Raw genomic sequence first — 20,463 nt, 5'->3', positions numbered from 1 at the left:
TCAGGGGATTCCGCCGTCGGCCCGCAGGATCGAGCCGGTGGTGAAGCTGGACGCATCGGACGCCAAAAACAGTGCCGCGCCGACGATTTCACGTGGGTCTCCCGCGCGCTGCAGCGAAAGATGGCTGAACATATTGCCTTTGGCCGCGTCCAGGTTCCATGCCTTGCTCACATCGGTGAGAAACGGCCCGGCCATCAGCGTGTTGACCCGCACCGTCGGACCGAAACCCTTCGCCAGCGCTTCGGTCATGGCATTGAGCCCGGCCTTGGACGCGGCGTAGGGAATGATGTCCGGCGTCGGACGCAGCGACCCGGCCGTGCTCACGTTGATGATCGAGCCCCGGCCCGCCGCCACCATGCGCTCGCCCACCAACGCCGACAACCGGAACGGGCCCTTGAGGTTGAGGTTGACGACGGCATCGAACAGCTTCTCCGTCACGTCGGTGAGCTTGTCGTACAGCGGCGACATGCCCGCGTTGTTGATCAGCGTGTCGACCTTGCCGAACCGCTCGTACGTCGCGTCGACCAGGCCGCCGAGTTGATCCCAGCGCCCCACGTGCACCTGATACGGCATGGCGGAACGCCCGGTCTCGGCCTCGATCTCGGTGGCGGTGGAGACGCAGTTGTCCATGTTGCGGCTGGCGATCACGACGTCCGCGCCGCAGCGAGCCGCGCCGAAGGCCATCTCCCGCCCCAGTCCGCGGCTGCCGCCGGTGATCAGGATGACCCGATCGGTCAGATCGAAAAGCTGATCGGCATAACCCATTTCAGCGGCCCCTAGTCGGTCTTGGACGGTAACGCTCGAGCGAGCTCTGCCGCGGTGGCGATGAGCTGAAGAATCATCGGCCCGAATGCGTCCTTGATCTTGGGGTCGACTTTCCCGGTGCGCACGCCGGCGGCATACGTCTTCTCTAGCACGATGCCGAGCTTCCAGTTGGCCAACACGAGGTAATAGTCGATGTTCTCCGTCGACAACCCGCTGACCGTTTCGTAGTGCTCCAACAGCTCGCTGCGCGTGGGCATGCCGCGCATGTCGAGATAAAACCCGTCCTCGCGCGGCTTTTCGCCGTCATAACCGAGCAGGCACCAGGCCAGGTCCAGCAGCGGATCGCCGACCGTCGTCATCTCCCAGTCCACGATCGCCGCCAAGCGCGCCGGCTCCCCGTGCGCGAACATCACGTTGGCGAACTGATAGTCGCCGTGCATGATGCCCGCCCGGTAATGCGCCGGGCGGTTGCGACGCAACCAGTCCGAGGCTTCGTCCAGGCCCGGCAGCTCGCGGACCTGGTAGGCATCGAGAAACGCCAGCCAGCGATCGACCTGCCGCTCGTGGAAGCCGTCGGGGCGACCGAAGCCGTCGAGCCCTTGTGTGCGCCAATCCACCCGGCCGAGTTTGGCGGCGCCCTCGACCAATTGGAACGCCAGACCGCGCCGGGCGCCGAAGTCGGTGTCGAACGGCGATGGCCACCCGCCGTCCATCGGGCTCCACCCGTCGATCGCCTGCATGACGTAGAACGGTAGGCCGAGCACGGTGCCGGTGTCGTCGGCGGCGATCAGCGCCGCGTGCGGCACATCCGTGCCGGACAGCGCCCGTACCAGGCGGATCTCGCGCAGCAGGCCATCGATGCGCGCGGCGTCGGCCCGGGCGCCGGGCATCCGCAAGACCATCCTCTGACCGCCGCGCTCCACCAGATACAGGGTGTTCTGCGAACCGCCCTTCAGTTGCGTCAGCTGCGGCCGTTCACCGCCACCCGGTGCCCCATGTGTGTCCAGCCAACGGGCGAGGATGCCCGCGTCCAGCCCCGATTCGGCGCCGCCTGTCACCTGCTCAACCATCCTGCACTCCCCAATCTCCACACGGAGAATATCATTCTCCACGCTAGGCGCGGCAAGCATTTGGCGGCTCAGCCCGGCTTGTGGGCGCTCAGCAGGAACCCGGGCGCCATGAAATGGCCGTCGTTGTCGTGTTCCAGATGTGCGAGCGGGCCCTCCGATGACCCGGGGGCATCGTCGTTGCCGTAGATCTTGGCGACGCGAACGTCGTCGACTTGCCAGAGCGTCGAGACGGCGTCGTGCAACTCGGTTTCGGTGAAGCCCGGCGGGCCCGGCCGGTCCGGATGGGCCTGGTCCAATGCCCCGGCGGCGAAGGCCAGGATGTACAGGGCGGCGCCGGGCGCGGCGGCCCGAAAGATGGACCGCACGTAATCCTGGCGCCGTTCCGGCGGCAGCGCGTGGAACAGTCCGCTGTCCAGAATGGTGGAGAAGCGGCCGTCATAGCCACGAAAGCTGGTGACGTCGGCCTGCGCGAAGCTCGCGGTTGTGAGGCCGCGCTCGGCGGCCGCGGTGGCCGCCGCGGCGATGGCGGTCGCGCTGGCGTCGAGGCCGACCACGGTGTAGCCGCGCGCAGCGAGGGCCAACGAAAGCGCGGCATGCCCACAACCGGAGTCCAGCACCTCGCTGCGGACCCTGCCCTGATCGACGAGACGCGCCAGCTCCGGTTGGGGCCGGCCGATGCTCCACGGAGGTGGCGCCGCTTGCCGGTAGGCGGCGTCCCAATCCCTGTCCGGCTCCGTCATTGAGAATCCTCCTCGGCTTCGGGCGACCCAGAGCTACCCAGAGCGATTGTGCACGCCTTGAACGACATGCATCCAGCGATGAGAGACTTCGGACCGGCCCCACCTAAAGACAGGAAGAGACATGCAAGTGCTTCTGGTCCGGCACGCGCTGCCGCTGCGCAGCGAACACGGCGAAGGTTCCGACCCGGACCTGTCGGAGGCAGGGTTGGCCCAGATCGAGCGACTGCCCAAGGCGCTCGCGAGGTTTCCCCTCTCGCGGGTGGTGAGCAGCCCGCAGCGCCGCGCCATCCAGACGGCCGAACCGGTCGCGGCGGACCGCGGGCTGACCGTCGAGATCGACGACCGATTCGCGGAGTATGACCGCGACCTTCCGGTGTACATCCCCATCGAGCAGATCCGTGCGGAAATGCCCGAGGAGTGGGCGCGCCTGGCCCAAGGGCATTTGCCCAGCGCGGTCGACGAGGACGCGTTTCGTGCCCGGGTGCGGGCCGCGGTCGACGACCTCGTCGCGACCGCCGATCCCGAGGACACGGCCGCGGTCTTCAGCCACGGCGGGGTGATCAACGTGCTGCTGCACGAGATTCTCGGGACGGCGCGACTGCTGTCCTTTCCCGTCGACTACGCGTCGGTGACGCGGCTGTTGTTCTCCCGGTCCGGTCAGGCGACGGTGGCCTCGGTCAACACCACCGAACACGTCTGGGATCTGTTGCCGCGAAACCAGAGGCTGCTCGACGACGATGCGGGCCGTGGGACGGCCTGACGGCCAACCGCGCAAATCGCAGGTGGTGAACCGGGTCGAGACCGGCGATGGTAGACAAGTTCGGTGACTTCAGCTGACCAACTCGAGGGGCTCGACCTGGCCTCGCTGGACTCCTACCTGCGTTCGCTCGGGATCGGGCGCGACGGCGAGTTGCGCGCGGACTTCATTTCCGGTGGCCGCTCCAATCTGACATTCCGCGTCTACGACGACGCGACGAGCTGGCTGGTGCGGCGACCGCCGCTGCACGGGTTGACTCCGTCAGCGCACGACATGGCCCGCGAGTACCGGGTGGTTGCGGCGCTGCAGGACACACCGGTTCCGGTGGCGCGCACGATCGGGCTGTGCCAAGACGATTCGGTGCTGGGCGCCCCGTTCCAGGTCGTCGAATTCGTTGCCGGCCAGGTGGTGCGCCGCCGCGCCCAACTCGAATCGTTCAGTCACACCGTCATCGGCGGCTGCGTCGACTCGTTGATCCGGGTGCTCGTAGACCTGCACAATGTCGATCCCGACGCCGTCGGCCTGGCCGACTTCGGCAAGCCCAGCGGATATCTGGAGCGACAGGTGCGGCGATGGGGCTCGCAATGGGCGTTGGTGCGGTTGCCCGAGGACCGTCGCGATGCCGACGTGGAGCGGCTGCATTCCGGTCTGGGCGAGGCCATTCCGCAGCAGAGCCGCACGTCGATCGTGCACGGCGACTACCGGATTGACAACACGATCCTGGACGCCGACGACCCGACAAAGGTTCGCGCCGTCGTGGACTGGGAGCTCTCGACACTGGGGGATCCGTTGTCCGACGCGGCCCTGATGTGCGTGTACCGTGACCCCGCGCTGGATTTGATCGTCAACGCCCAGGCCGCGTGGACGTCGCCATTGCTGCCGACGGCCGACGAGCTGGCCGACCGGTATTCGCTGGTGGCCGGTTTACCGCTGGCGCACTGGGAGTTCTACATGGCGCTGGCCTATTTCAAACTCGCGATCATCGCCGCGGGCATCGACTTCCGCCGGCGGATGTCGGATCAGGCTCGCGGAACGGGCGACAACGCCGAGCACGCCCCCGAGGTGGTGGCGCCACTGATTTCGCGCGGTCTGGCCGAACTGGCGAAGCTGCCCGGCTAACGCGCGGTTGCCGCGTGGTGCTTTTTCGCCACGCGGCGCAGCTGCAAGATCCGTGCGGTGCCGACCGCGACCGTGATCAGACCGCCGACAACGGCGGCCAGCAAGATCGCCACCCCCAGGGGCAGGCTCCAGTGCCAGCCCAAGAACCGAAAGTCCGTCGGCACCGTGTTCTGGGTGATGAAGATCAGCAACAGAATCAGGATCACGAAGCCGGCGATCAGCGACGACCACAGCGCACCGGCGCGGGTGAACCCGATAGCGGGTTCCTGGGTGGACGCACCGGCCTTGTTCCCGGGCGTGGGCTTGGGGGACGGCTGGCCGGGCGACGCAGGTGTGTGGCTGCTCATAGTGTCATCTTTGCCCGATCCGGCCCAGAATGAAACCGATTCGGGCAACCGATCCTCGCAGGCCAGCGTGTGCCCGGTGCGGGCGTTAGGGTCGGCGGTATGAGGATTTCGCCGCGCCCGCACGGCGTGATCGCGCACGCGGCAGCACTGCTGATGACGATGTGCGTTGTTGCGGCGTGCAGCAATTCCGATCCGCTGGGGGCGCAGGTTCGAAGTCCCACGTCCATCGTCGTCGGCTCCGGGGACTTCCCGGAATCGCTGATCATCGCCGAGATCTACGCACAAGCGTTGCAGGCCAATGGCTTCGATGTCGGAAGACGGATGGGGATAGCCAGCCGGGAGACGTATATCCCTGCGCTCAAAGACCATTCCGTCGATCTGGTCCCCGAATACATCGGCAACCTACTGCTCTATTTTGCGCCGCGCTCGGAGGCGACCACGCTCGACGCCGTCGAGCTGGAGCTCTACCGGCGCCTCCCCGGCGACCTCTCGATCCTGACACCGGCGCCCGCCACCGACACCGACACCGTCAGCGTGACCAGCCAGACGGCGAACGCGTGGAACCTGAAGACAATCGCCGATCTGGCCGCACATTCGGCCGAGGTGAGGTTCGGGGCGCCCTCGGCATTCGCCACCCGGCCGGCCGGGCTGCCGGGGCTGCGGCAGAAGTACGGACTCGATATCAGGCCGGGCAACTTCGTCGCCATCGACGACGGCGGCGGCGCGGTCACCGTGCGCGCCTTGCTCGACGGAACGGTGACTGCCGCCAACGTCTTCACCACGTCGCCGGCCATTCCGCAGCATCACCTGGTGGCTCTCGAAGACCCGGAACACAACTTCCTGGCGGGAAACATTGTGCCGCTGGTCAATTCACAGAAGAAATCGGACCGCCTCAAAGGAGTGCTGGATGCGGTGTCGGCGAAGCTGACCACCTCCGGGGTCGCCGAACTCAACGCCGCGGTGTCGGGAAACTCGGGTATCGATCCCGACGAGGCGGCACGAAACTGGGTACGGGACAACGGCTTCGACCATCGGATCGGAGGATGACTTGATCATCTTCGAGAAGGTCACCAAGGTCTTCGACGACGGGACCACCGCCGTGGACCGGCTCAGTCTGGCCGTTCCCAACGGGAAGCTGACCGTGTTCGTCGGGTCCTCCGGCAGCGGCAAGACCACCGCGCTGCGCATGATCAACCGGATGATCGAGCCGACGTCGGGCGCCATCACGATCGACGGAGTCGACGTTTCCACTCTCGACCCGGTGAAACTGCGCCTCGGAATCGGTTACGTCATCCAGCACGCGGGGCTGATGCCTCACCAGCGGGTGATCGACAATGTGGCAACGGTTCCCGTCTTACGGGGGCAACCCCGTCGCGCCGCCCGCAAAGCCGCCTACGGGGTGCTCGAACGCGTGGGGCTGGACGTCAAGCTCGCCCGCCGCTACCCCGCGCAGCTCTCCGGCGGTGAGCAGCAACGGGTCGGCGTGGCGCGTGCCCTGGCCGCCGATCCGCCGATCTTGCTGATGGACGAGCCGTTCTCCGCCGTGGATCCGGTGGTCCGTCACGAGCTGCAGAACGAAATACTGCGGCTGCAAAGCGAATTACACAAGACGATCGTTTTCGTCACGCACGACATCGACGAGGCGCTGCGGCTCGGCGAACGGGTGGCGGTGTTCAAGGGCGGCGTGTTACAGCAGTACGACGAGCCGGCCCGGTTGCTGTCGCGACCGGCCAACGATTTCGTCTCGAGGTTCATCGGCCTGGGCCGCGGCTACCGCTGGTTGCAACTCATCGATGCGGCCGGACTGCCACTGCACGACATCCAACGGATCACAGCCGAAATTCTCCCCGGGGCAGCGGTTTCCGATGGCTGGGCCGTGGTGGTCGACGGCGACGGTGCGCCGTTGGGCTGGATCGACGCCGACGGCGCCCGTCGGCACCGCGACGGCACCCCGTTGTCGGACTGCATGAGCGGCGCGGGATCGCTGTTTCGGCCGCGAGGCAATCTGAGCCAGGCGCTGGACGCCGCGCTGTCGTCGCCGTCGGGGGTCGGTATCGCCGTCGACGACGGCGGCAAGGTGATCGGCGGTGTCCTGGCCGCCGACGTACTGGCCGCGGTGGAATCCCAACGGGGGAGCCGATAAATGCACTATCTGCTCACCCATCTCGTCGACGCCTGGACGCTGGTGGTCGTGCATCTGCGGCTGTCGTTGGTGCCGGTGTTGATCGGGATGGCGATCGCGCTGCCGTTGGGCATGCTGGTGCAGCGCACCCGGATCGCGCGCCAGTTGACGACGGCTATCGCCAGCGTCGTGTTCACCATCCCGTCGCTGGCGCTGTTCGTGGTGTTGCCGATGATCATCGGAACGCGCATCCTCGACGAGGCCAACGTCATCGTCGCCTTGACGGCCTATACCGCCGCGCTGCTGGTGCGGGCGGTGCTCGAAGCGCTGGACGCGGTCCCCGCCCAGACACGCGACGCCGCCACGGCGGTCGGCTATCCGCCGATCACACGGATTCTGAAAGTCGATCTGCCGCTTGCGGTTCCGGTCCTGATCGCCGGGGTGCGGGTGGTGGTGGTGACGAATATCGCGATGGTCTCGGTCGGTTCGGTCATCGGTATCGGCGGGTTGGGCAGCTGGTTCACCCAGGGGTATCAGACCAACAAGAGCGATCAGATCCTGGCGGGCATCATCGCGCTGTTCGTATTGGCGGTCGTCATCGATCTGCTCATCGTGTTCGCCGGCCGGCTGGCCACACCCTGGGTCCACGCCGTACGTAGCACCGGCCGCCGCTCGGTCGTCGCGCCCGTCGTAGGTGGCGCGCGGTGAACTTCGTAGCCCGGGCGATCTCCTATGTGTTGACCGCCGACAACTGGACCGGACCGGTCGGCCTCGCGGCACGCATCCTCGAGCACCTCGAATACACCGCCATCGCGGTGGGCGCCTCGGCGCTGATCGCCGTGCCCGTCGGGCTCATCATCGGGCACACCGGGCGCGGCACCATCTTGGTGGTGGGCGCCGTCAACGGGCTGCGCTCCCTGCCGACGCTGGGCGTCCTGCTGTTCGGCACGCTGCTGTTCGGGCTGGGCCTGGGACCATCGCTGGTGGCGCTCATGCTGCTGGGCGTGCCCGCGCTGTTGGCCGGCACCTATGCCGGGATCGCCCATGTCGAGCCGACCGTCGTCGACGCCGCCCGCGCGATGGGCATGACCGAGGCGCAGGTGCTGGTGCGCGTCGAGGTGCCGAATGCGCTGCCGTTGATCCTGGGCGGGTTGCGCAACGCGACGCTGCAGGTGGTCGCCACCGCGACGGTGGCCGCCTATGCCAGCCTCGGCGGTCTGGGCCGATACCTCATCGACGGGATCAAGGAACGCGAGTTTCACCTGGCCCTGGTCGGGGCGCTGATGGTGGCCGCTGTGGCGCTGGCGCTCGACGGGCTGCTGGCGTTGGTGGTGTGGGCTTCGGTGCCGGGCACCGGTCGGCTGCGACGCGCTTACCGGGCACTTCCGCAACGGTTGGCGGGCACGTCTTACGGTAGATGAGTGAACACAGCCCCCTCCGATCCGTCTCGCCGCGTGTGGCAGGTGATGCTCACCTGGCGCGCACAGGACGTCTCCCGGATGGAATCGGTACGACTCCAGGTGTCCGGCAAGAGAATCAAGGCCAATGGCCGCATTGTCGCCGCCGCCACCGAGACCAATCCGGCGTTCGGCGCCTACTACGACCTGCTGACCGATGAAACCGGTGCCACCAAGCGGCTGGGCATGACCGTCACCCTGGCCGAGCGCGAGCGCGTCTTCTCCTTCGCGCGCGACGAGGAGAACATGTGGCTGGTCACCGACCACCAGGGCGAGCACCGCGCGGCTTATGACAACGCCCTCGACGTCGACGTGGAGTTCAGCCCGTTCTTCAACGCGCTGCCGATCCGGCGGCTCGGCCTGCGGGAGCAAGCGATGTCGGTCACGCTGCCCGTGGTCTATGTGAATGTGCCGGAGATGTCCATCGCGGCGCGCACCGTGAGCTATGCCAGCTCGGGCGGGCTCGACCAGATCAAGGTGCGCTCACCCATCGCCGACACCACGGTGAGCGTCGACGGGGAAGGATTCATCGTCGACTATCCAGGCTTGGCAGAGCGGATCTGATCACCGCGCCCGCCCGGCCCGCGGCGGCCAATTCCTCACGCCAGTTCTCCGCTCCGATGACGACGTGGAAAACGTCGGAGCGCGGGAAGCTGTCGTAACGCGTTCGAGCGGCGTGGCCGGCCTCGATGAGGTCGGCGACCGAGTTGTGGTGGGCCAGCGATTCGCGTGCGCGACTCAGCAGCTCGATGACGCGGTCCGCGGTGTGCACCAGTTGGTCGGAGTTGCCCTCGCACATCGCCCGCACCAGATCCGGGGCGGTGCCCGCAACCCGGGTCCCGTCGCGGAATGACCCGGCGGCCAGCGCGAAGGCCAACGGGACCTCTCCGGCGACGATCGCCAGCGCCTCGGCGAGCAGGTGGGGCAGATGCGAGATGGCGGCCGCGGCGGCGTCGTGTTCGTCGGATCTGGCCGGTACCACCACGGCGCCGCAGTCCAGCGCCAACGTCATCACCATCGACCAGACCGCCGGGTCGACGTGATCGTCGACGCTCACGACCCACGGGGCCCCGGTGAACAACCCGACGTGGCCGGCGGTCCAACCCGAATGCGCGGTGCCCGCCATCGGGTGGCCGCCGACGAAGCGTTCCTGCAGACCGGCCGCGAGGACCTCTTCGAGCACCGCCTTCTTGACGCTGGTGACGTCGGTCAACGGACACGCCGGGGCCGTGTCCCTGATGTGGGCGAGCATGCCCGCCATCGCCGGCATCGGGACGGCCAACACGATCAACGCATCGGAGCCGGCGGCGCGAGTCAGGGTCGCGATCAGATCCGTGGTGGCGTCGAAGCCGTCGGCGGCCGCCGCCTGCGCGCCCTCCACCGAGCGGTTGTAGCCGAAGACCTCACGGCCCGCCGCGGTGGCGGCCCGCATGATCGAGCCACCGATCAGCCCCAGCCCGAGCACACATACCGGCGTCTTAGAAGGAGGGCTTGCCACATTCCAAGGTTGGCACATCTGGCCGAGAACGTCGCTGTCAGATGTCGCCGCTACCAGGCTCCATCTGGTCAGGGGCCTGGTCAGGGACTACCGTAAGCGGCCATGGGAGCACAACGGGCCTCTGCCCAGGGCCTGTCCGCGGACACGCCGGACGGCTTCGGCGTCGCGGTCGTGCGCGAAGAGGGGCAGTGGCGCTGTGCTCCCATGGCCCGTAAGTCGTTGATGAGCCTCGCGGCCGCGGAGACGGAGCTGCGTGAATTGCGCAGCGCCGGGGCGGTCTTCGGCCTGCTGGATGTGGACGACGAATTCTTCGTCATCGTGCGGCCCGCACCGTCGGGGACGCGGCTGTTGCTATCGGATGCCACCGCCGCGCTGGACTACGACATCGCCGCGGAAGTGCTCGACAAGCTCGACGCCGACGTCGATCCGGACGATCTCGAGGATTCGGATCCCTTCGAAGAGGGTGACCTGGGGTTACTGTCCGACATCGGGCTGCCCGAGGCGGTCTTGGGGGTCATCGTCGACGAGACCGATCTGTACGCCGACGAGCAGCTGGGCCGCATCGCCCGCGAGATGGGCTTCGCCGATCAGCTGTCGGCGGTGATCGACCGCCTCGGTCGGTGATCGCGCGGTCGGTGACTGACGAAGATCTGATCCGTTCCGCACTGTCGGTTGCTGCGACGGCGGGTCCCCGCGACGTGCCGATCGGCGCGGTGGTGGTCAGCGCCGACGGAACCGAGCTGGCGCGCGCGGTGAACGCCCGCGAGGCCCTGGGCGACCCGACGGCACACGCCGAGATCCTGGCGCTGCGGGCGGCGGCCGGGGTGCTCGGGGACGGGTGGCGGCTCGAGGGCGCCACGCTGGCCGTCACCGTCGAACCCTGCACCATGTGCGCGGGTGCGCTGGTGCTGTCGCGCATCGCCCGGCTGGTGTTCGGCGCCTGGGAGCCCAAGACCGGGGCGGTCGGATCGCTGTGGGACGTGGTCCGCGACCGGCGGCTCAATCATCGCCCGGAAGTGCGCGGCGGGGTGCTGGCGCAGGAGTGCGCCGCGCCGTTGGAGGCCTTCTTCGCCCGCCAGCGATTGGGGTGAGAGGCGTTCGGTTCGGTAAGCTGCTCGGCGGTGGCGTGTCCGAGCGGCCTAAGGAGCACGCCTCGAAAGCGTGTGACGGCTAAAACCGTCCGAGGGTTCAAATCCCTCCGCCACCGCCAAGCCTGTACGGACGTAAGTGGTTTCCGGGTTTGCTGGGAAGCCGGCTCGGTCGTTCCGTGGCCGCATCTTGCCCGCATCTGCGCGGTCTGCGTAGAAGCCCATCGGTCGGTGGCCGAAAAGTCGCGGATTTGGAAATCACATGTCTGGGCAACACATGCGGCATGTTCGCACGTCATAGCGCTCGTTTCCTTGCTCCTGTGATGGCCGCGGCATCGGGCGTCGCCGCTTCCGTCCTCGCCTCCGCCATCCCCTCCGCCGCCGCTGAGCCGTGTCCCGACCTTCAGGTGGTGTTCGCCCGCGGCACCGACGACCCACCCGGTCTCGGCCCGACCGGACAGGCATTCGTCGACTCCCTGCGCCCGCGCGTCGGCACAAAATCACTCGACGTATATCCGGTCAATTACCCCGCTACCCATGACTGGACGAGCGCGGGCGAGGCCGGTGTCAGAGACGCGGGCACGCACGTGGTTTCGATGGCGCACGACTGCCCCAACACCAAGATGGTGCTCGGCGGTTATTCCCAGGGTGCGGCCGTGATGGGCTTCGTCACTTCGCCTTCCGTACCGAACGGGATCGATCCGGCGACCGTGCCCAAACCGATGGATCCGGAAGTGGCCAACCACATCTCCTCGGTCGTGCTCTTCGCATTGCCGAGCGAAAAGGCGATGAACTTCTTCGGCGAGCCGCCGGTCACCATCGGCCCGCTCTATCAGGCCAAGACCATCCAGGTGTGCGCCGCCGAGGACCCGATCTGCTCCGACGGGATGAATTTCGCCGCACATGACACGTATTCGACCAACGTGGCAATGATTGACAAGGGCGCAGCCTTTGCGGCGGGTCTTATTGGCGGGGGTCCCGGCGGGGGAGGATCGATGTAGGCGGATGGCCGTGGCCGCCCCGCGCGGGCTGATGAGCCAACCGCGTCGAGCGCCGATCGCGCCATCGTCCACCGCCGCCGATTGGCGCTTGATGCTTCCGAACCATTAATTTTCTGGGGTGATGTTCTCAGCTGCTGGTGCAGCCGCGCGGTGGATCGCCCCCTTGCTCACGGTCGCGGCCGTGGCCGCTATGGGTCAACCTGGCGATCCGGTGCGGACCCTTCCCGCCCCGACGGTGCGCTTGGTCGCCGACGGCAACCCGTTGGACGGGGCGCCCTTCTACGTCAATCCCACTTCGGCGGCCATGCGCGCCGCGCAGCATGCCGATCCGCCGAGTCCCGAGCTGACCGCTATCGCCAACACCCCGCAGGCGTACTGGATCGTGCCGGGTTCCTCGGCGGGCACGGTCGGCAAGTACACCAGCGACGCGGCCGCTGCCGGCGCTATCCCGGTGCTGGCGCTCTATGGAATCCCGCACCGCGACTGTGGCAGCTTCGCCGCGGGCGGCATGTCGACGGCCGACGACTATCGCTCGTGGATCGACGGCATCGCAGCCGGCGTGGGCGCCTCGCGGGTCGCGATCGTCGTCGAACCCGATGCGCTGGCCATGGCCGACTGCCTTTCAGGTGATGCACGCCAAGAGCGCTTCGATTTGATTCGCTACGCCGTCGACACGCTGACCCGCGACCCGAACGCGGCCGTTTACGTCGACGCGGGTCACCTGCGCTGGCATAGCCCCGAGGACATGGCCGCCAGGCTCAACCAGGCCGGTGTCGGCCACGCGCGGGGTTTCAGCGTCAACACCGCGAACTTCTTCACCACCGAGGACGAAATCGGTTACGGGGAGGCGATTTCGGGGCTGACGAACGGTTCGCACTACGTGATCGACACATCGCGCAACGGTGCCGGACCGGCGCCCGACTCCGAGCTCAACTGGTGCAACCCCAGCAGCCGAGCGTTGGGCACTCCGCCCACCGCGGCGACCGCGGGCGCGCACGCCGACGCCTACCTATGGATCAAACGTCCCGGTGAATCCGACGGCACGTGCGGCAAAGGCGATCCGCCGGCCGGCAACTTCGTGAGCCAGTACGCCATCGATCTGGCGCACAACGCGGGCCACTAGCAGGGGCCTTGCGCTTAACCGCGCTCTCGGTAGGTCCGGAACGGATTTGGGATTCTGGACCTTCGATGGTTGCAAGTGGGTAACATTTCGTTATCTAAAACAGACAAACGAGTATGCGGCACGAGGCAACATGACGACGAAACTCGAGATCGTCGCAGTCTTCTCGATCTGTGCCGTCCTCATCACGGCTCCCGGCACACTCTCCGGTTTTGTCGCGCATGCAGACGATTCTGGGACCGCGGTGTACAGCGGCGTCAACCAGCTTCGCCAGGGATGCGGGGCGATCAGCGACGACCCGCGGTTGACCGAAGCCGCGCAGCGGCACGCCGACGACATGCTGCGCAACGGGGTAAGCGGGCACATCGGTTCGGACGGCTCTTCGCCGCAGGTGCGGATCACCGATGCGGGCTATCGGAGCAGGTACTCGGGTGAGATCGTCTTCTGGGGCACCGGATCCGCCGCGACATCCCGCGAGGCCCTCGACTTGTGGATGCAAAGTCCTCCACATCGAGCGATCATTCTGAATTGCGCATTTACCGCTGGCGGCTTCGCCACCGCCCGGGACGGAAACAAAATGACCGCCGTCGGTGACTTTGCGGCTTCGTAAATCCACTTCATGCCAAGGGTTTTCGGATCACTAGCGCCGGCCTGCGCGCAGGTGAATCGTCGAGGTGGGCCTCGAGCCAGTCGGCAGTCATCAGGTGGTGCGGGAAGGCAGTCCTTAGGGTTTCAGGCGGTGACGGCAACGGGTCGTGGAGCGTCGGCCGTCGCGGCTGTCGGTCGGCGCCTGAGGTGTGTCGCAAACCAGGTATTGACAGCCCCACCGATGACGCACAGGAGGCAGAGCGCGATCCAGGGCACGGTCTGGAAGTTTGGTCCGAAGAACGCGATGGTGCAGATGGCCCAAGGGGTACCGATCAAGGTGAAGCTCGCCCATGTGAGGACCGAGGTTCCGCTGCCGTCGCCTCGGCGCAGCATCTGGGCCGCGCCGAACGGCACGGCCCAGGCGATCGCGGCGGTGAAGCTGAAGAGGTAGATATCGTCGCCGAGGGCCGACTTGGTGGCGGCCCACAATGCCACGGCGGCGGCGAGGGCGGCGAGCATCGCGGCGACGAAGTGCCGTTGCGTGAGCCTCGGGGCGTACTCTGCCCGCCCGTACCGCAGCGTCTGGGAGAACATCACCACCTCGAGGCTGAAGGTCACGATGATGCCCACGAAGAACAGCTTGGTGAACCAATGGTCGTACTCGCCGCCGAACCAGTGGTTAAAGAGCACGAGGTAGCTGCCGTCGTGTGCGAGATAGAGCAGCGTCGTCGCAGGGGCGCAGGCGGCGACCTTGTCCCGGCGCGCGATGCGGATCATTTCGCCGTACCAGACGTAGTTGGCGATCAACGCTATCGCCGACAGCGCGACGATTGCGATCGTGTGGTCGTCGAAAGTCCGGAGCACCTCGTGAGCGTCGTACACGCCTTGTACGATAAGCAGGTGACTGCTTACATAACAAGTCGTTGACTCCGAGGATGACCGAACGGCGGCGGCGCGGAGAGGCACGAGCGGCGATCGAGGACTCGGCGCGAAGACTGTTCGCCGAGCGCGGGTATCGCGGGACCAGTCTGCGTGAGATCGCCGTCGCCGCAGACGTCAACGAGGCATTGATCTTCCGGCACTTCGGTAGCAAACAGGCGCTGTTCGAGCAGACGGTCGTCGAGCCCTTCCATGCGTTCGTGGACGAGTTGATCCGGCGCTGGACCGAGCGGGAAGAGCCACTCGCCAATGCACCGCTCGTCGACCTCTTCGTCACCGACATGTACGACTTCACGCTGCAGCATCGAGACGTGTTGTTCTCGCTGGTTGCCGCCGAGCGGTTCGACGGCGTCGACATCGGCACACGGATCTACGACGAGATCACCCGCGTGGCGGCCGCTTCGGCGGCCGAAGCCGAGGCACGTGAACTCACGCACACCAACTTCGACATCGCCGTGCCCTGCGTCGTGGCGATGATCCTCGGCATCGTGATGTTCGACGGCTGGTTGTTCGCCCCAGGTCACCGCCACCCGCCGACCGACGAGATCCGACGCGCGATGATTCACCACGCGATCGGCGGGCTCCGGCCTGTGAACTAGGCTGCGGCGTGCCTGGAATGCCACCAGTACCGGCGATCGGCCCTGGATCTCTTACCTCATCCGGCCTCAACGGACTTACCGTCCGGTTGTCGACGGCCGTCGGGGGTCGTAACCGTCGGTATGCAGGGCGCCCATGGCTTTATGCCCCATGGGTAACTGTTCGTACTGCGCCCCAAGGGCTTTCGTCGCTCGCTGTACTTGAGCGGAGTCGTTGATCGGGTGGTCACCCATCTGGTGGTTCCAGGCTGCGTCGAAGCGCTCACGTGCCTGCCCGAACCCCTCGCCGGCCAACGGCGGAGTGCTGCCGCGCTGGATGTCACCGCGCGGTGAGCTCGTTGGTGATGTCGGTGCTGTCGGTCTTGCCGTCGTGATGGTGATCGGTCGTGTTGCGGCACTGGCCGTAGAGCATGATCTGTCCGTAGCGGTGGTCGGACGGTACGTAACCCATGTTCGCGGTGACGCCGTCCTTGTTCAGCGTGGTGCCGAAGTAACGCTGCCCCGCTGCGGCGCCGTCGTTCCACCCATGAGCAACCATCGCGGACCGGACTTGCTGGAAGTAGGCATCGGCGTCGCCGTGGATGAGGAAGCTGACCGTGGCCGTGCCTCTGTAGGGTGGATCGCCTTGGTCGTTGCACGAGGCGAACGAAAAGCCGCCGCTGACACCCTGCAAATTGGCCACGGCCACAAGCTGTTTGGCCGGCCCCATCACCTGAGCCATGGCCTGATCGTCGGTGAGCGGGTGGGCGGAATCATCGAACGGGTTGGTTGAGGGACCCGAGGAATGTGGTTTGTTCATCACCAGGGCACATCCTCCTAACAGCATGACGACGACGGCGAGCACGGCAAGCAGAGCTTGCCGTGTGAACAGCGGTGGTCGCCTAGTGATGATGTTCGGCATCGAAGTAATGATCGTTGGTGACAGACGCCGGGGAGCGGTCCCACTCCGGGTCGACGAAGGCGGGTGTCGGCGGACCGATGTTGACCGGCCCCAGGCCGGGAACGTTCACCTGGACACCCAGCTGATGGCGGTGCCCGGCTGTCAGGCCGTCCGCTTGCAGGGCGTCGCCGTGGCCGGAGGCGATGTCGGCCATGCTGTGCAGGGCCTCGCTCCCCGGGACGTAGTACTGCGAGTGGTCGTGGCGGGCATTGATGCCGTCGGAGCCCGGCACTTCGGCGCGGAACCGGACCGATCCGAATCCGTCGGCGGCGGGGTCAGCCCCCAGCCCCGGGTCGGTTCCCAGCCATTGGCCACCGGGGTCGCCCCCGAATAAGGACTTGCTCAATCCGTTGGATTCGCCGATCAGGCTGATCGGATCCGTGGACGCCGCACCCACGTAGACGTGTCCGCCAGCAAGGTGGAAGTCGGCAGCGCTGTGGGCCATATCCGTTCCCGGACAACCGATGAGCACCGCATCGGTGGCATGCATGTGGTGCATGGCGAATGCATCCGAGACTGTGGTCGAACCATAAGAATGGCCCAACACGGTGACCTGCTGGCCTGCGCCGAGGTGCGTGGCCCAGAGACCGTTGACGTCCTGCGCCAACGCCTCACCGCCGGTCCGCGCCAACATCGGCGTGGAGATGCGCTGGAGGTCTGTGAAGTCGTTCGGGGCGTCGTAACCCATCCACGCGATCACCGCCGTGGGATTGTTCGGGTCGGCGAGGTTGGCCTGGGCGAAAAGGTTGAGGGCGTCGTTGTGGCCTTCGTGCAGCCAGCCCCCTTTCACGCTGCTGCTGGTGCCGGGCACGATCACCGCGGTGTTTTTCGCGGTGTCCGGGTTGCCGATGGCGATCGCCGCGCGCCCCTTGCCGCCGAAGGCCAGCGGGTCATACGCGAACAGGTAGGTCGGATTCGGGTGATGCGCATCGGGGCCGGCGTCGTGATCGAGACCCTTTTTGGTTTCGACGGCGTTTTGATAGCGGGTGATATCGACCGCGGACAGACCGTATTTCGCCGGATCACGCACCACATCGGCGGCCGTTACCCCACTGCGGCCGGCCGCGTCGGTCACCCGGTTGAGGTCCTGGTTCATGACCGACATATTGGCCGTGCTGCGCGCGAGGATGGGAACGCCGTTGAGATTGCCCACCTGATCGGGGTGCTCGGCGATGAACTGCTGCCGCTGCTCCGGTGTCAGCGACGTCCACCATCGGTGCACATCCTCGGGGTTGGTGTTGGGGGGCGGTACCTGAGGGTCCGCGTCTGCTCGCACCAGGTTCTCGGAGTCATAGCCTTCGGCGCGTAATTGGCCCAGTGACTTCTCCAACGCGGCCGAATAGCCATCGCGTATCGCGTTCAGCTGGTGGAGAGCGTCTCGGGTGTCGTCGGCGGCGTCTGCTTTGGCGTCCTTGATCAACATCCGCAGGGCGTCGCGGCTCTTCGTGTCGAGATTGCCGTCCTCAAGATCCTTGGTCGCCGCACCGATGATTTCGTCGAGCAGCTGCAACTGGCGTTCCAGGGTGGCGATCTGCTGAGCCCCGGCTTTTTGGGCTTCCGCCAGGGCGGCGGCGATGCTTTCCAAATCGGCGCCGATTTTGGGCAGTTGTAAGGACTGTGCGCCAAGCGATTTCACGGTGCGTTGCACGTCGTCGGCGCCGTTGATCGGGTGGTCGCCATTGTGGTGGTTCCAGGCCGCATCGAAGCGCTTCCGGGCTTGCTCGAAGTCGTTGTTGGCTTCGGTGGTGCATCGGCCGGCGGCGTGAAAGGCCTCCGCCAGCCTGGAAATCTGAAACGGGCTGCCGGCCTGCAAACTCTGGTCGACCGCCCACGGATCCCCGCCGGCAGCAGCGATCAGCTCACCGACGCTCAGGTATACGAGCCGCATCGCACCGTCAGCGGTCGATCAATACCGGCGAACACCACCGCCCCCTTCTGAGCTGGTACAACCCTACTACCGGAAGGTCGGCGGCGGTTTCATGTCACTCGTTGGTTCAATGACCGACGCGCACCGCGGCCGCGAAGGCCGCAGCCACGTGTCAGGCCTGGCTCCCGGCCAGCTTCCGAACCGTCAGAACCTCGATGTCTTGGAACGGCCGCCCCTCGGGCCGGATCAAGTCGTGGAACCACACTTTTGGAACCGTGGTGTACGGGTGATCCCATGACTCCCAGGGGAAGTAGGTCTGGGTCTTGCCGGCGACCAGGCCCCAGTTGATGGCGCCGACGTTGTGACGCTTCGCGACGGGCAGGATCCCCTGCACGGTGCTGCCCCGTGGCCGAGCCATGTATTCGGTGCACAGGATCGGCCGGCCCAACGGGGTGAGTTCGTTGATCCGGGACTCGAAGCCGGCGGGCTCAGCGTAGGAATGGAAGGTGACCACGTCGGAGTTGGCGAGCTGAATGTCGCTGATTGCGCTGCGGCCCTGGGGTTGTCCCCAGTCGCCGCGCCACACGCCACTCGTGAGTGGCTGACTGGGATCCACCGCCCGTGCCCACCGAAACACTTGGGGGAGCAGGTTGGTGACCAGTTGCTCCTTGTCGCTTCTTTCGACGCTGCTGTATTGGCGTGCCGGGTTGTCGGGTTCATTCCAGAGATCCCACCCCAAAACCCGGTTGTCATTGCGAAATTGGGTCATCACCGCGGTGACGTAGTCGCGCATGACCGGGACGTAGCGGGGGTCGCCAAGGCGTTCGGCGCCCGGGCTCTGCACCCAGCCCGAGTTGTGCACCCCAGGTCTCGGCGCGCGCTGTCGACCCGCTCGGGGCCGCGGATCCCAACACGAGTCGAAGAAGACGAACAGCGGCTTGATCCGATGGCGGGCCGCGATATCGACGAATTGCCCCAGCCGCGTTTGGAACCCGCGCTGATCGGCTGCCCAGAGCTGGTCATGGAGGAACACCCGTGCGGTGTTGTGCCCGTAGAACTGAGCCCAGCCGAGCTCGGTGTCGATGCGGCGGGGGTCGAAGGTGTCGGCCTGAAACATCTCGAACTGGTTGATGGCGCTCGCGGGAATGTAGTTTGCTCCGATGAGCCAGCCCTGCGCTTGATACCACCGGTTGGCGCGATCGGGGGACCACCGGCCCGCTTCCTCCGCGGAGGCCCAGGGTACCCGGGCAACTGCGGCGCTCGCCGCCAGCAGCAGAGGGAGTTTCAGGGCCGTTCGTCGTTGCACGATGTGACGATAAGTTTTCGGGGCGATTTCCCTGGGATTTGCTCAGCGCGTCGCGAGAGCTTCAGATAACAATTGTTACCGGGCCTCCATCGGCGCCGCCAACCGTCGACTCCCACTTGTCATCGTGACCAATCCGTAACCATCGGCTCCGGCGCGCCCCGCCCCGTCATGACGGCCGACGCGGTTAAAATTAATGCCGCCCGTGTGTCAAACATGGTGTCGGACAATAGAAATCGATGACCCCCGGCCAAAGCGTCTAACGCAGCTTGCGGCCGTGGTTGTCTTTGACGCTGCCGGTGAAGATCACGATCGCGTCGACGATCGCCCAGATGATGCCGCCGAGCAGGACCGGAATTCCGAGAAAACAGAACAGGCTGAAGAGAATTCCGAACAGACCCGGACACAGCTGCGCCACCGCGATCTGAGTCGAGTCGATGGAGAAGCGGCCGATACCGAACAAGCCGAGGAACAGCTGAAGTAAGCCGGCGGTGGTGGCCGACTTATCCGACCGGGGCAGCCCGGCAGCCCGGATCACGACCAAACGGCGCCTGCGGGTCGGCGTATCCCGGGTATCCGGGCGGCGTCGACATCAATTCGAGTCAGCACGCCCGATTTCCGGCCGTCCACATTGGCCGCCGAGGGCACCGGTGCGGAAAATCCTTCGGGCGCAGTGGGCGAATTTCTTCAAACTTCACCCCTGCGAGCGCAATACTGAAGGGGTGCCTGATCGAAATGTGCTGGGCGGTCCGCTGGAACCGTGCGGAACGGACCCGCTGACCGGTTTCTACCGCGACGGCTGTTGTTCAACCGGGCCCCAGGACCTTGGGCGCCACACGATTTGCGCGGTGATGACCACCGAATTCCTGGAGCACCAGCGTTCCATTGGCAATGACTTGTTGACGCCGGTTCCCGAGTATCGGTTCCCCGGCCTGCTGCCCGGCGACCGCTGGTGCGTGACCGCGCTGAACTGGCTGCGGGCTCACCAGGACAGTTGCGCATCGCCGGTGGTCCTGGCGTGCACGCACGAGAGCACCCTCGAGGTGGTGCCTCTCGAGGCGCTGCAGCAATACAAGGTCGACGTTCCCGACGATCTGGCCAATCTGTAGGAGCCCGGACCTCGGCGGGTTATCCGCCGGCGAGGTG

General features: G+C 66.3%; 23 protein-coding genes, 1 tRNA gene and 1 pseudogene. 15 read left to right on the top strand and 10 right to left on the bottom strand.

Features of this window, described 5'->3' with window-relative positions:
• The 3 genes from EPN51_RS05005 to EPN51_RS04995 form a co-directional block, all read right to left on the bottom strand.
• Positions 1–765: an SDR family oxidoreductase gene (locus EPN51_RS05005; protein WP_293037984.1), complete on the bottom strand. Its 765-nt coding sequence runs from the start codon at positions 763–765 to the stop codon at positions 1–3.
• A gap of 11 nt (positions 766–776) precedes the next feature.
• The gene (locus EPN51_RS05000) at positions 777–1,835 is read right to left on the bottom strand and encodes a phosphotransferase family protein (protein ID WP_293037981.1); all 1,059 of its coding nucleotides are present in this window, start codon (positions 1,833–1,835) and stop codon (positions 777–779) included.
• Positions 1,836–1,903: 68 nt separating this feature from the next.
• Positions 1,904–2,575, bottom strand: coding sequence for a class I SAM-dependent methyltransferase (locus EPN51_RS04995; protein ID WP_293037978.1), 672 nt, complete (start codon positions 2,573–2,575; stop codon positions 1,904–1,906).
• Positions 2,576–2,696: 121 nt separating this feature from the next.
• Between EPN51_RS04995 and EPN51_RS04990 the strand changes: the two genes are divergently transcribed.
• A complete protein-coding gene (locus EPN51_RS04990) occupies positions 2,697–3,335 on the top strand; it encodes a histidine phosphatase family protein (protein ID WP_293037975.1) in 639 nt (212 codons plus the stop codon).
• A gap of 63 nt (positions 3,336–3,398) precedes the next feature.
• Positions 3,399–4,451 (top strand): phosphotransferase family protein, encoded by a 1,053-nt coding sequence (locus EPN51_RS04985; RefSeq protein ID WP_293037972.1) that lies wholly within the window; start codon positions 3,399–3,401, stop codon positions 4,449–4,451.
• On the opposite strand, the gene EPN51_RS04980 is transcribed toward EPN51_RS04985, so the two are convergent.
• Entirely contained in the window at positions 4,448–4,798 is a 351-nt protein-coding gene (locus EPN51_RS04980; RefSeq protein ID WP_293037969.1) for a lipopolysaccharide assembly protein LapA domain-containing protein, read from the bottom strand. The genes EPN51_RS04985 and EPN51_RS04980 overlap by 4 nt on opposite strands.
• 99 nt (positions 4,799–4,897) lie before the next feature.
• Here EPN51_RS04980 and EPN51_RS04975 point away from each other — a divergent pair, with 99 nt between their 5' ends.
• From EPN51_RS04975 to EPN51_RS04955, 5 genes are read left to right on the top strand one after another with little or no spacing between them, the layout of a single operon-like run.
• The gene (locus EPN51_RS04975) at positions 4,898–5,845 is read left to right on the top strand and encodes an ABC transporter substrate-binding protein (protein WP_293037966.1); all 948 of its coding nucleotides are present in this window, start codon (positions 4,898–4,900) and stop codon (positions 5,843–5,845) included.
• Position 5,846: 1 nt separating this feature from the next.
• Complete coding sequence (locus EPN51_RS04970; protein WP_293037964.1) at positions 5,847–6,941, top strand: ABC transporter ATP-binding protein; 1,095 nt, start codon at positions 5,847–5,849, stop codon at positions 6,939–6,941.
• Positions 6,942–7,628, top strand: a complete 687-nt coding sequence (locus tag EPN51_RS04965; RefSeq protein ID WP_293037962.1) for an ABC transporter permease — start codon at positions 6,942–6,944, stop codon at positions 7,626–7,628.
• Positions 7,625–8,341, top strand: a complete 717-nt coding sequence (locus EPN51_RS04960; RefSeq protein WP_293037959.1) for an ABC transporter permease — start codon at positions 7,625–7,627, stop codon at positions 8,339–8,341. Before EPN51_RS04965 ends, EPN51_RS04960 begins: the two co-directional genes overlap by 4 nt.
• Complete coding sequence (locus EPN51_RS04955; RefSeq protein ID WP_293037956.1) at positions 8,342–8,941, top strand: putative glycolipid-binding domain-containing protein; 600 nt, start codon at positions 8,342–8,344, stop codon at positions 8,939–8,941.
• On the opposite strand, the gene EPN51_RS04950 is transcribed toward EPN51_RS04955, so the two are convergent.
• A complete protein-coding gene (locus EPN51_RS04950) occupies positions 8,904–9,893 on the bottom strand; it encodes a prephenate dehydrogenase (protein WP_293037953.1) in 990 nt (329 codons plus the stop codon). The two genes, EPN51_RS04955 and EPN51_RS04950, sit on opposite strands and share 38 nt — an antisense overlap.
• Positions 9,894–9,977: 84 nt before the next feature.
• On the opposite strand from EPN51_RS04950, the gene EPN51_RS04945 reads away from it, so the two are divergent.
• From EPN51_RS04945 to EPN51_RS04920, 6 genes are all read left to right on the top strand, one after another.
• On the top strand, positions 9,978–10,499 hold the full coding sequence (locus EPN51_RS04945) for a tRNA adenosine deaminase-associated protein (protein WP_293037950.1): 522 nt from the start codon (positions 9,978–9,980) through the stop codon (positions 10,497–10,499).
• 11 nt (positions 10,500–10,510) lie between these two features.
• On the top strand, positions 10,511–10,966 hold the full coding sequence (locus tag EPN51_RS04940) for a nucleoside deaminase (protein ID WP_293037947.1): 456 nt from the start codon (positions 10,511–10,513) through the stop codon (positions 10,964–10,966).
• 29 nt (positions 10,967–10,995) lie between these two features.
• Positions 10,996–11,085, top strand: a tRNA-Ser gene (locus EPN51_RS04935).
• A 162-nt stretch (positions 11,086–11,247) separates the two neighbouring features.
• The gene (locus tag EPN51_RS04930; RefSeq protein WP_293038143.1) at positions 11,248–11,964 is read left to right on the top strand and encodes a cutinase family protein; all 717 of its coding nucleotides are present in this window, start codon (positions 11,248–11,250) and stop codon (positions 11,962–11,964) included.
• Between the two features lie 118 nt (positions 11,965–12,082).
• On the top strand, positions 12,083–13,087 hold the full coding sequence (locus EPN51_RS04925) for a glycoside hydrolase family 6 protein (RefSeq protein WP_293037944.1): 1,005 nt from the start codon (positions 12,083–12,085) through the stop codon (positions 13,085–13,087).
• A 130-nt stretch (positions 13,088–13,217) separates the two neighbouring features.
• Positions 13,218–13,694 (top strand): CAP domain-containing protein, encoded by a 477-nt coding sequence (locus tag EPN51_RS04920; RefSeq protein ID WP_293038141.1) that lies wholly within the window; start codon positions 13,218–13,220, stop codon positions 13,692–13,694.
• Positions 13,695–13,816: 122 nt separating this feature from the next.
• On the opposite strand, the gene EPN51_RS04915 is transcribed toward EPN51_RS04920, so the two are convergent.
• A complete protein-coding gene (locus tag EPN51_RS04915) occupies positions 13,817–14,554 on the bottom strand; it encodes a hypothetical protein (protein ID WP_293037941.1) in 738 nt (245 codons plus the stop codon).
• A 53-nt stretch (positions 14,555–14,607) separates the two neighbouring features.
• Between EPN51_RS04915 and EPN51_RS04910 the strand changes: the two genes are divergently transcribed.
• The gene (locus EPN51_RS04910) at positions 14,608–15,210 is read left to right on the top strand and encodes a TetR/AcrR family transcriptional regulator (protein ID WP_293037939.1); all 603 of its coding nucleotides are present in this window, start codon (positions 14,608–14,610) and stop codon (positions 15,208–15,210) included.
• Between the two features lie 316 nt (positions 15,211–15,526).
• Here the strand turns inward: EPN51_RS04910 and EPN51_RS04900 are convergent, their stop codons facing one another.
• The 4 genes and pseudogenes from EPN51_RS04900 to EPN51_RS04885 all read right to left on the bottom strand — a co-directional run bounded on the left by EPN51_RS04900 (position 15,527) and on the right by EPN51_RS04885 (position 19,910).
• Positions 15,527–16,108 carry a hypothetical protein gene (locus EPN51_RS04900; protein WP_293037937.1) on the bottom strand — a complete coding sequence of 194 codons (582 nt, stop codon included), beginning with the start codon at positions 16,106–16,108 and terminating at the stop codon, positions 15,527–15,529.
• Positions 16,089–18,035, bottom strand: a complete 1,947-nt coding sequence (locus EPN51_RS04895) for an alpha/beta hydrolase (protein WP_293037935.1) — start codon at positions 18,033–18,035, stop codon at positions 16,089–16,091. Before EPN51_RS04895 ends, EPN51_RS04900 begins: the two co-directional genes overlap by 20 nt.
• A gap of 151 nt (positions 18,036–18,186) precedes the next feature.
• Positions 18,187–19,320 (bottom strand): cellulase family glycosylhydrolase, encoded by a 1,134-nt coding sequence (locus tag EPN51_RS04890; protein WP_293037932.1) that lies wholly within the window; start codon positions 19,318–19,320, stop codon positions 18,187–18,189.
• Positions 19,321–19,576: 256 nt separating this feature from the next.
• Positions 19,577–19,910, bottom strand: a pseudogene (locus tag EPN51_RS04885) (NINE protein).
• A 129-nt stretch (positions 19,911–20,039) separates the two neighbouring features.
• Between EPN51_RS04885 and EPN51_RS04880 the strand changes: the two are divergent.
• Positions 20,040–20,426: a DUF2237 domain-containing protein gene (locus tag EPN51_RS04880; protein ID WP_293037926.1), complete on the top strand. Its 387-nt coding sequence runs from the start codon at positions 20,040–20,042 to the stop codon at positions 20,424–20,426.
• Positions 20,427–20,463: the final 37 nt, after the last annotated feature.

The organism is Mycobacterium sp., from assembly GCF_004298145.1.
Classification (GTDB): domain Bacteria; phylum Actinomycetota; class Actinomycetes; order Mycobacteriales; family Mycobacteriaceae; genus Mycobacterium.
Note: the sequence above shows the minus strand (reverse complement) of the source record. Positions and strands in the feature narration are given on the sequence as shown.

What these genes read in the sequence shown, in the direction of transcription:
- EPN51_RS05005 (WP_293037984.1), bottom strand. Translation starts at nt 765, where the DNA reads ATGGGTTATGCCGATCAGCTTTTCGATCTGACCGATCGGGTCATCCTG.
- EPN51_RS05000 (WP_293037981.1), bottom strand. Translation starts at nt 1,835, where the DNA reads ATGGTTGAGCAGGTGACAGGCGGCGCCGAATCGGGGCTGGACGCGGGC.
- EPN51_RS04995 (WP_293037978.1), bottom strand. Translation starts at nt 2,575, where the DNA reads ATGACGGAGCCGGACAGGGATTGGGACGCCGCCTACCGGCAAGCGGCG.
- EPN51_RS04990 (WP_293037975.1), top strand. Translation starts at nt 2,697, where the DNA reads ATGCAAGTGCTTCTGGTCCGGCACGCGCTGCCGCTGCGCAGCGAACAC.
- EPN51_RS04980 (WP_293037969.1), bottom strand. Translation starts at nt 4,798, where the DNA reads ATGAGCAGCCACACACCTGCGTCGCCCGGCCAGCCGTCCCCCAAGCCC.
- EPN51_RS04975 (WP_293037966.1), top strand. Translation starts at nt 4,898, where the DNA reads ATGAGGATTTCGCCGCGCCCGCACGGCGTGATCGCGCACGCGGCAGCA.
- EPN51_RS04965 (WP_293037962.1), top strand. Translation starts at nt 6,942, where the DNA reads ATGCACTATCTGCTCACCCATCTCGTCGACGCCTGGACGCTGGTGGTC.
- EPN51_RS04950 (WP_293037953.1), bottom strand. Translation starts at nt 9,893, where the DNA reads ATGTGCCAACCTTGGAATGTGGCAAGCCCTCCTTCTAAGACGCCGGTA.
- EPN51_RS04945 (WP_293037950.1), top strand. Translation starts at nt 9,978, where the DNA reads ATGGGAGCACAACGGGCCTCTGCCCAGGGCCTGTCCGCGGACACGCCG.
- EPN51_RS04930 (WP_293038143.1), top strand. Translation starts at nt 11,248, where the DNA reads ATGTTCGCACGTCATAGCGCTCGTTTCCTTGCTCCTGTGATGGCCGCG.
- EPN51_RS04920 (WP_293038141.1), top strand. Translation starts at nt 13,218, where the DNA reads ATGACGACGAAACTCGAGATCGTCGCAGTCTTCTCGATCTGTGCCGTC.
- EPN51_RS04910 (WP_293037939.1), top strand. Translation starts at nt 14,608, where the DNA reads ATGACCGAACGGCGGCGGCGCGGAGAGGCACGAGCGGCGATCGAGGAC.
- EPN51_RS04900 (WP_293037937.1), bottom strand. Translation starts at nt 16,108, where the DNA reads ATGCCGAACATCATCACTAGGCGACCACCGCTGTTCACACGGCAAGCT.
- EPN51_RS04895 (WP_293037935.1), bottom strand. Translation starts at nt 18,035, where the DNA reads ATGCGGCTCGTATACCTGAGCGTCGGTGAGCTGATCGCTGCTGCCGGC.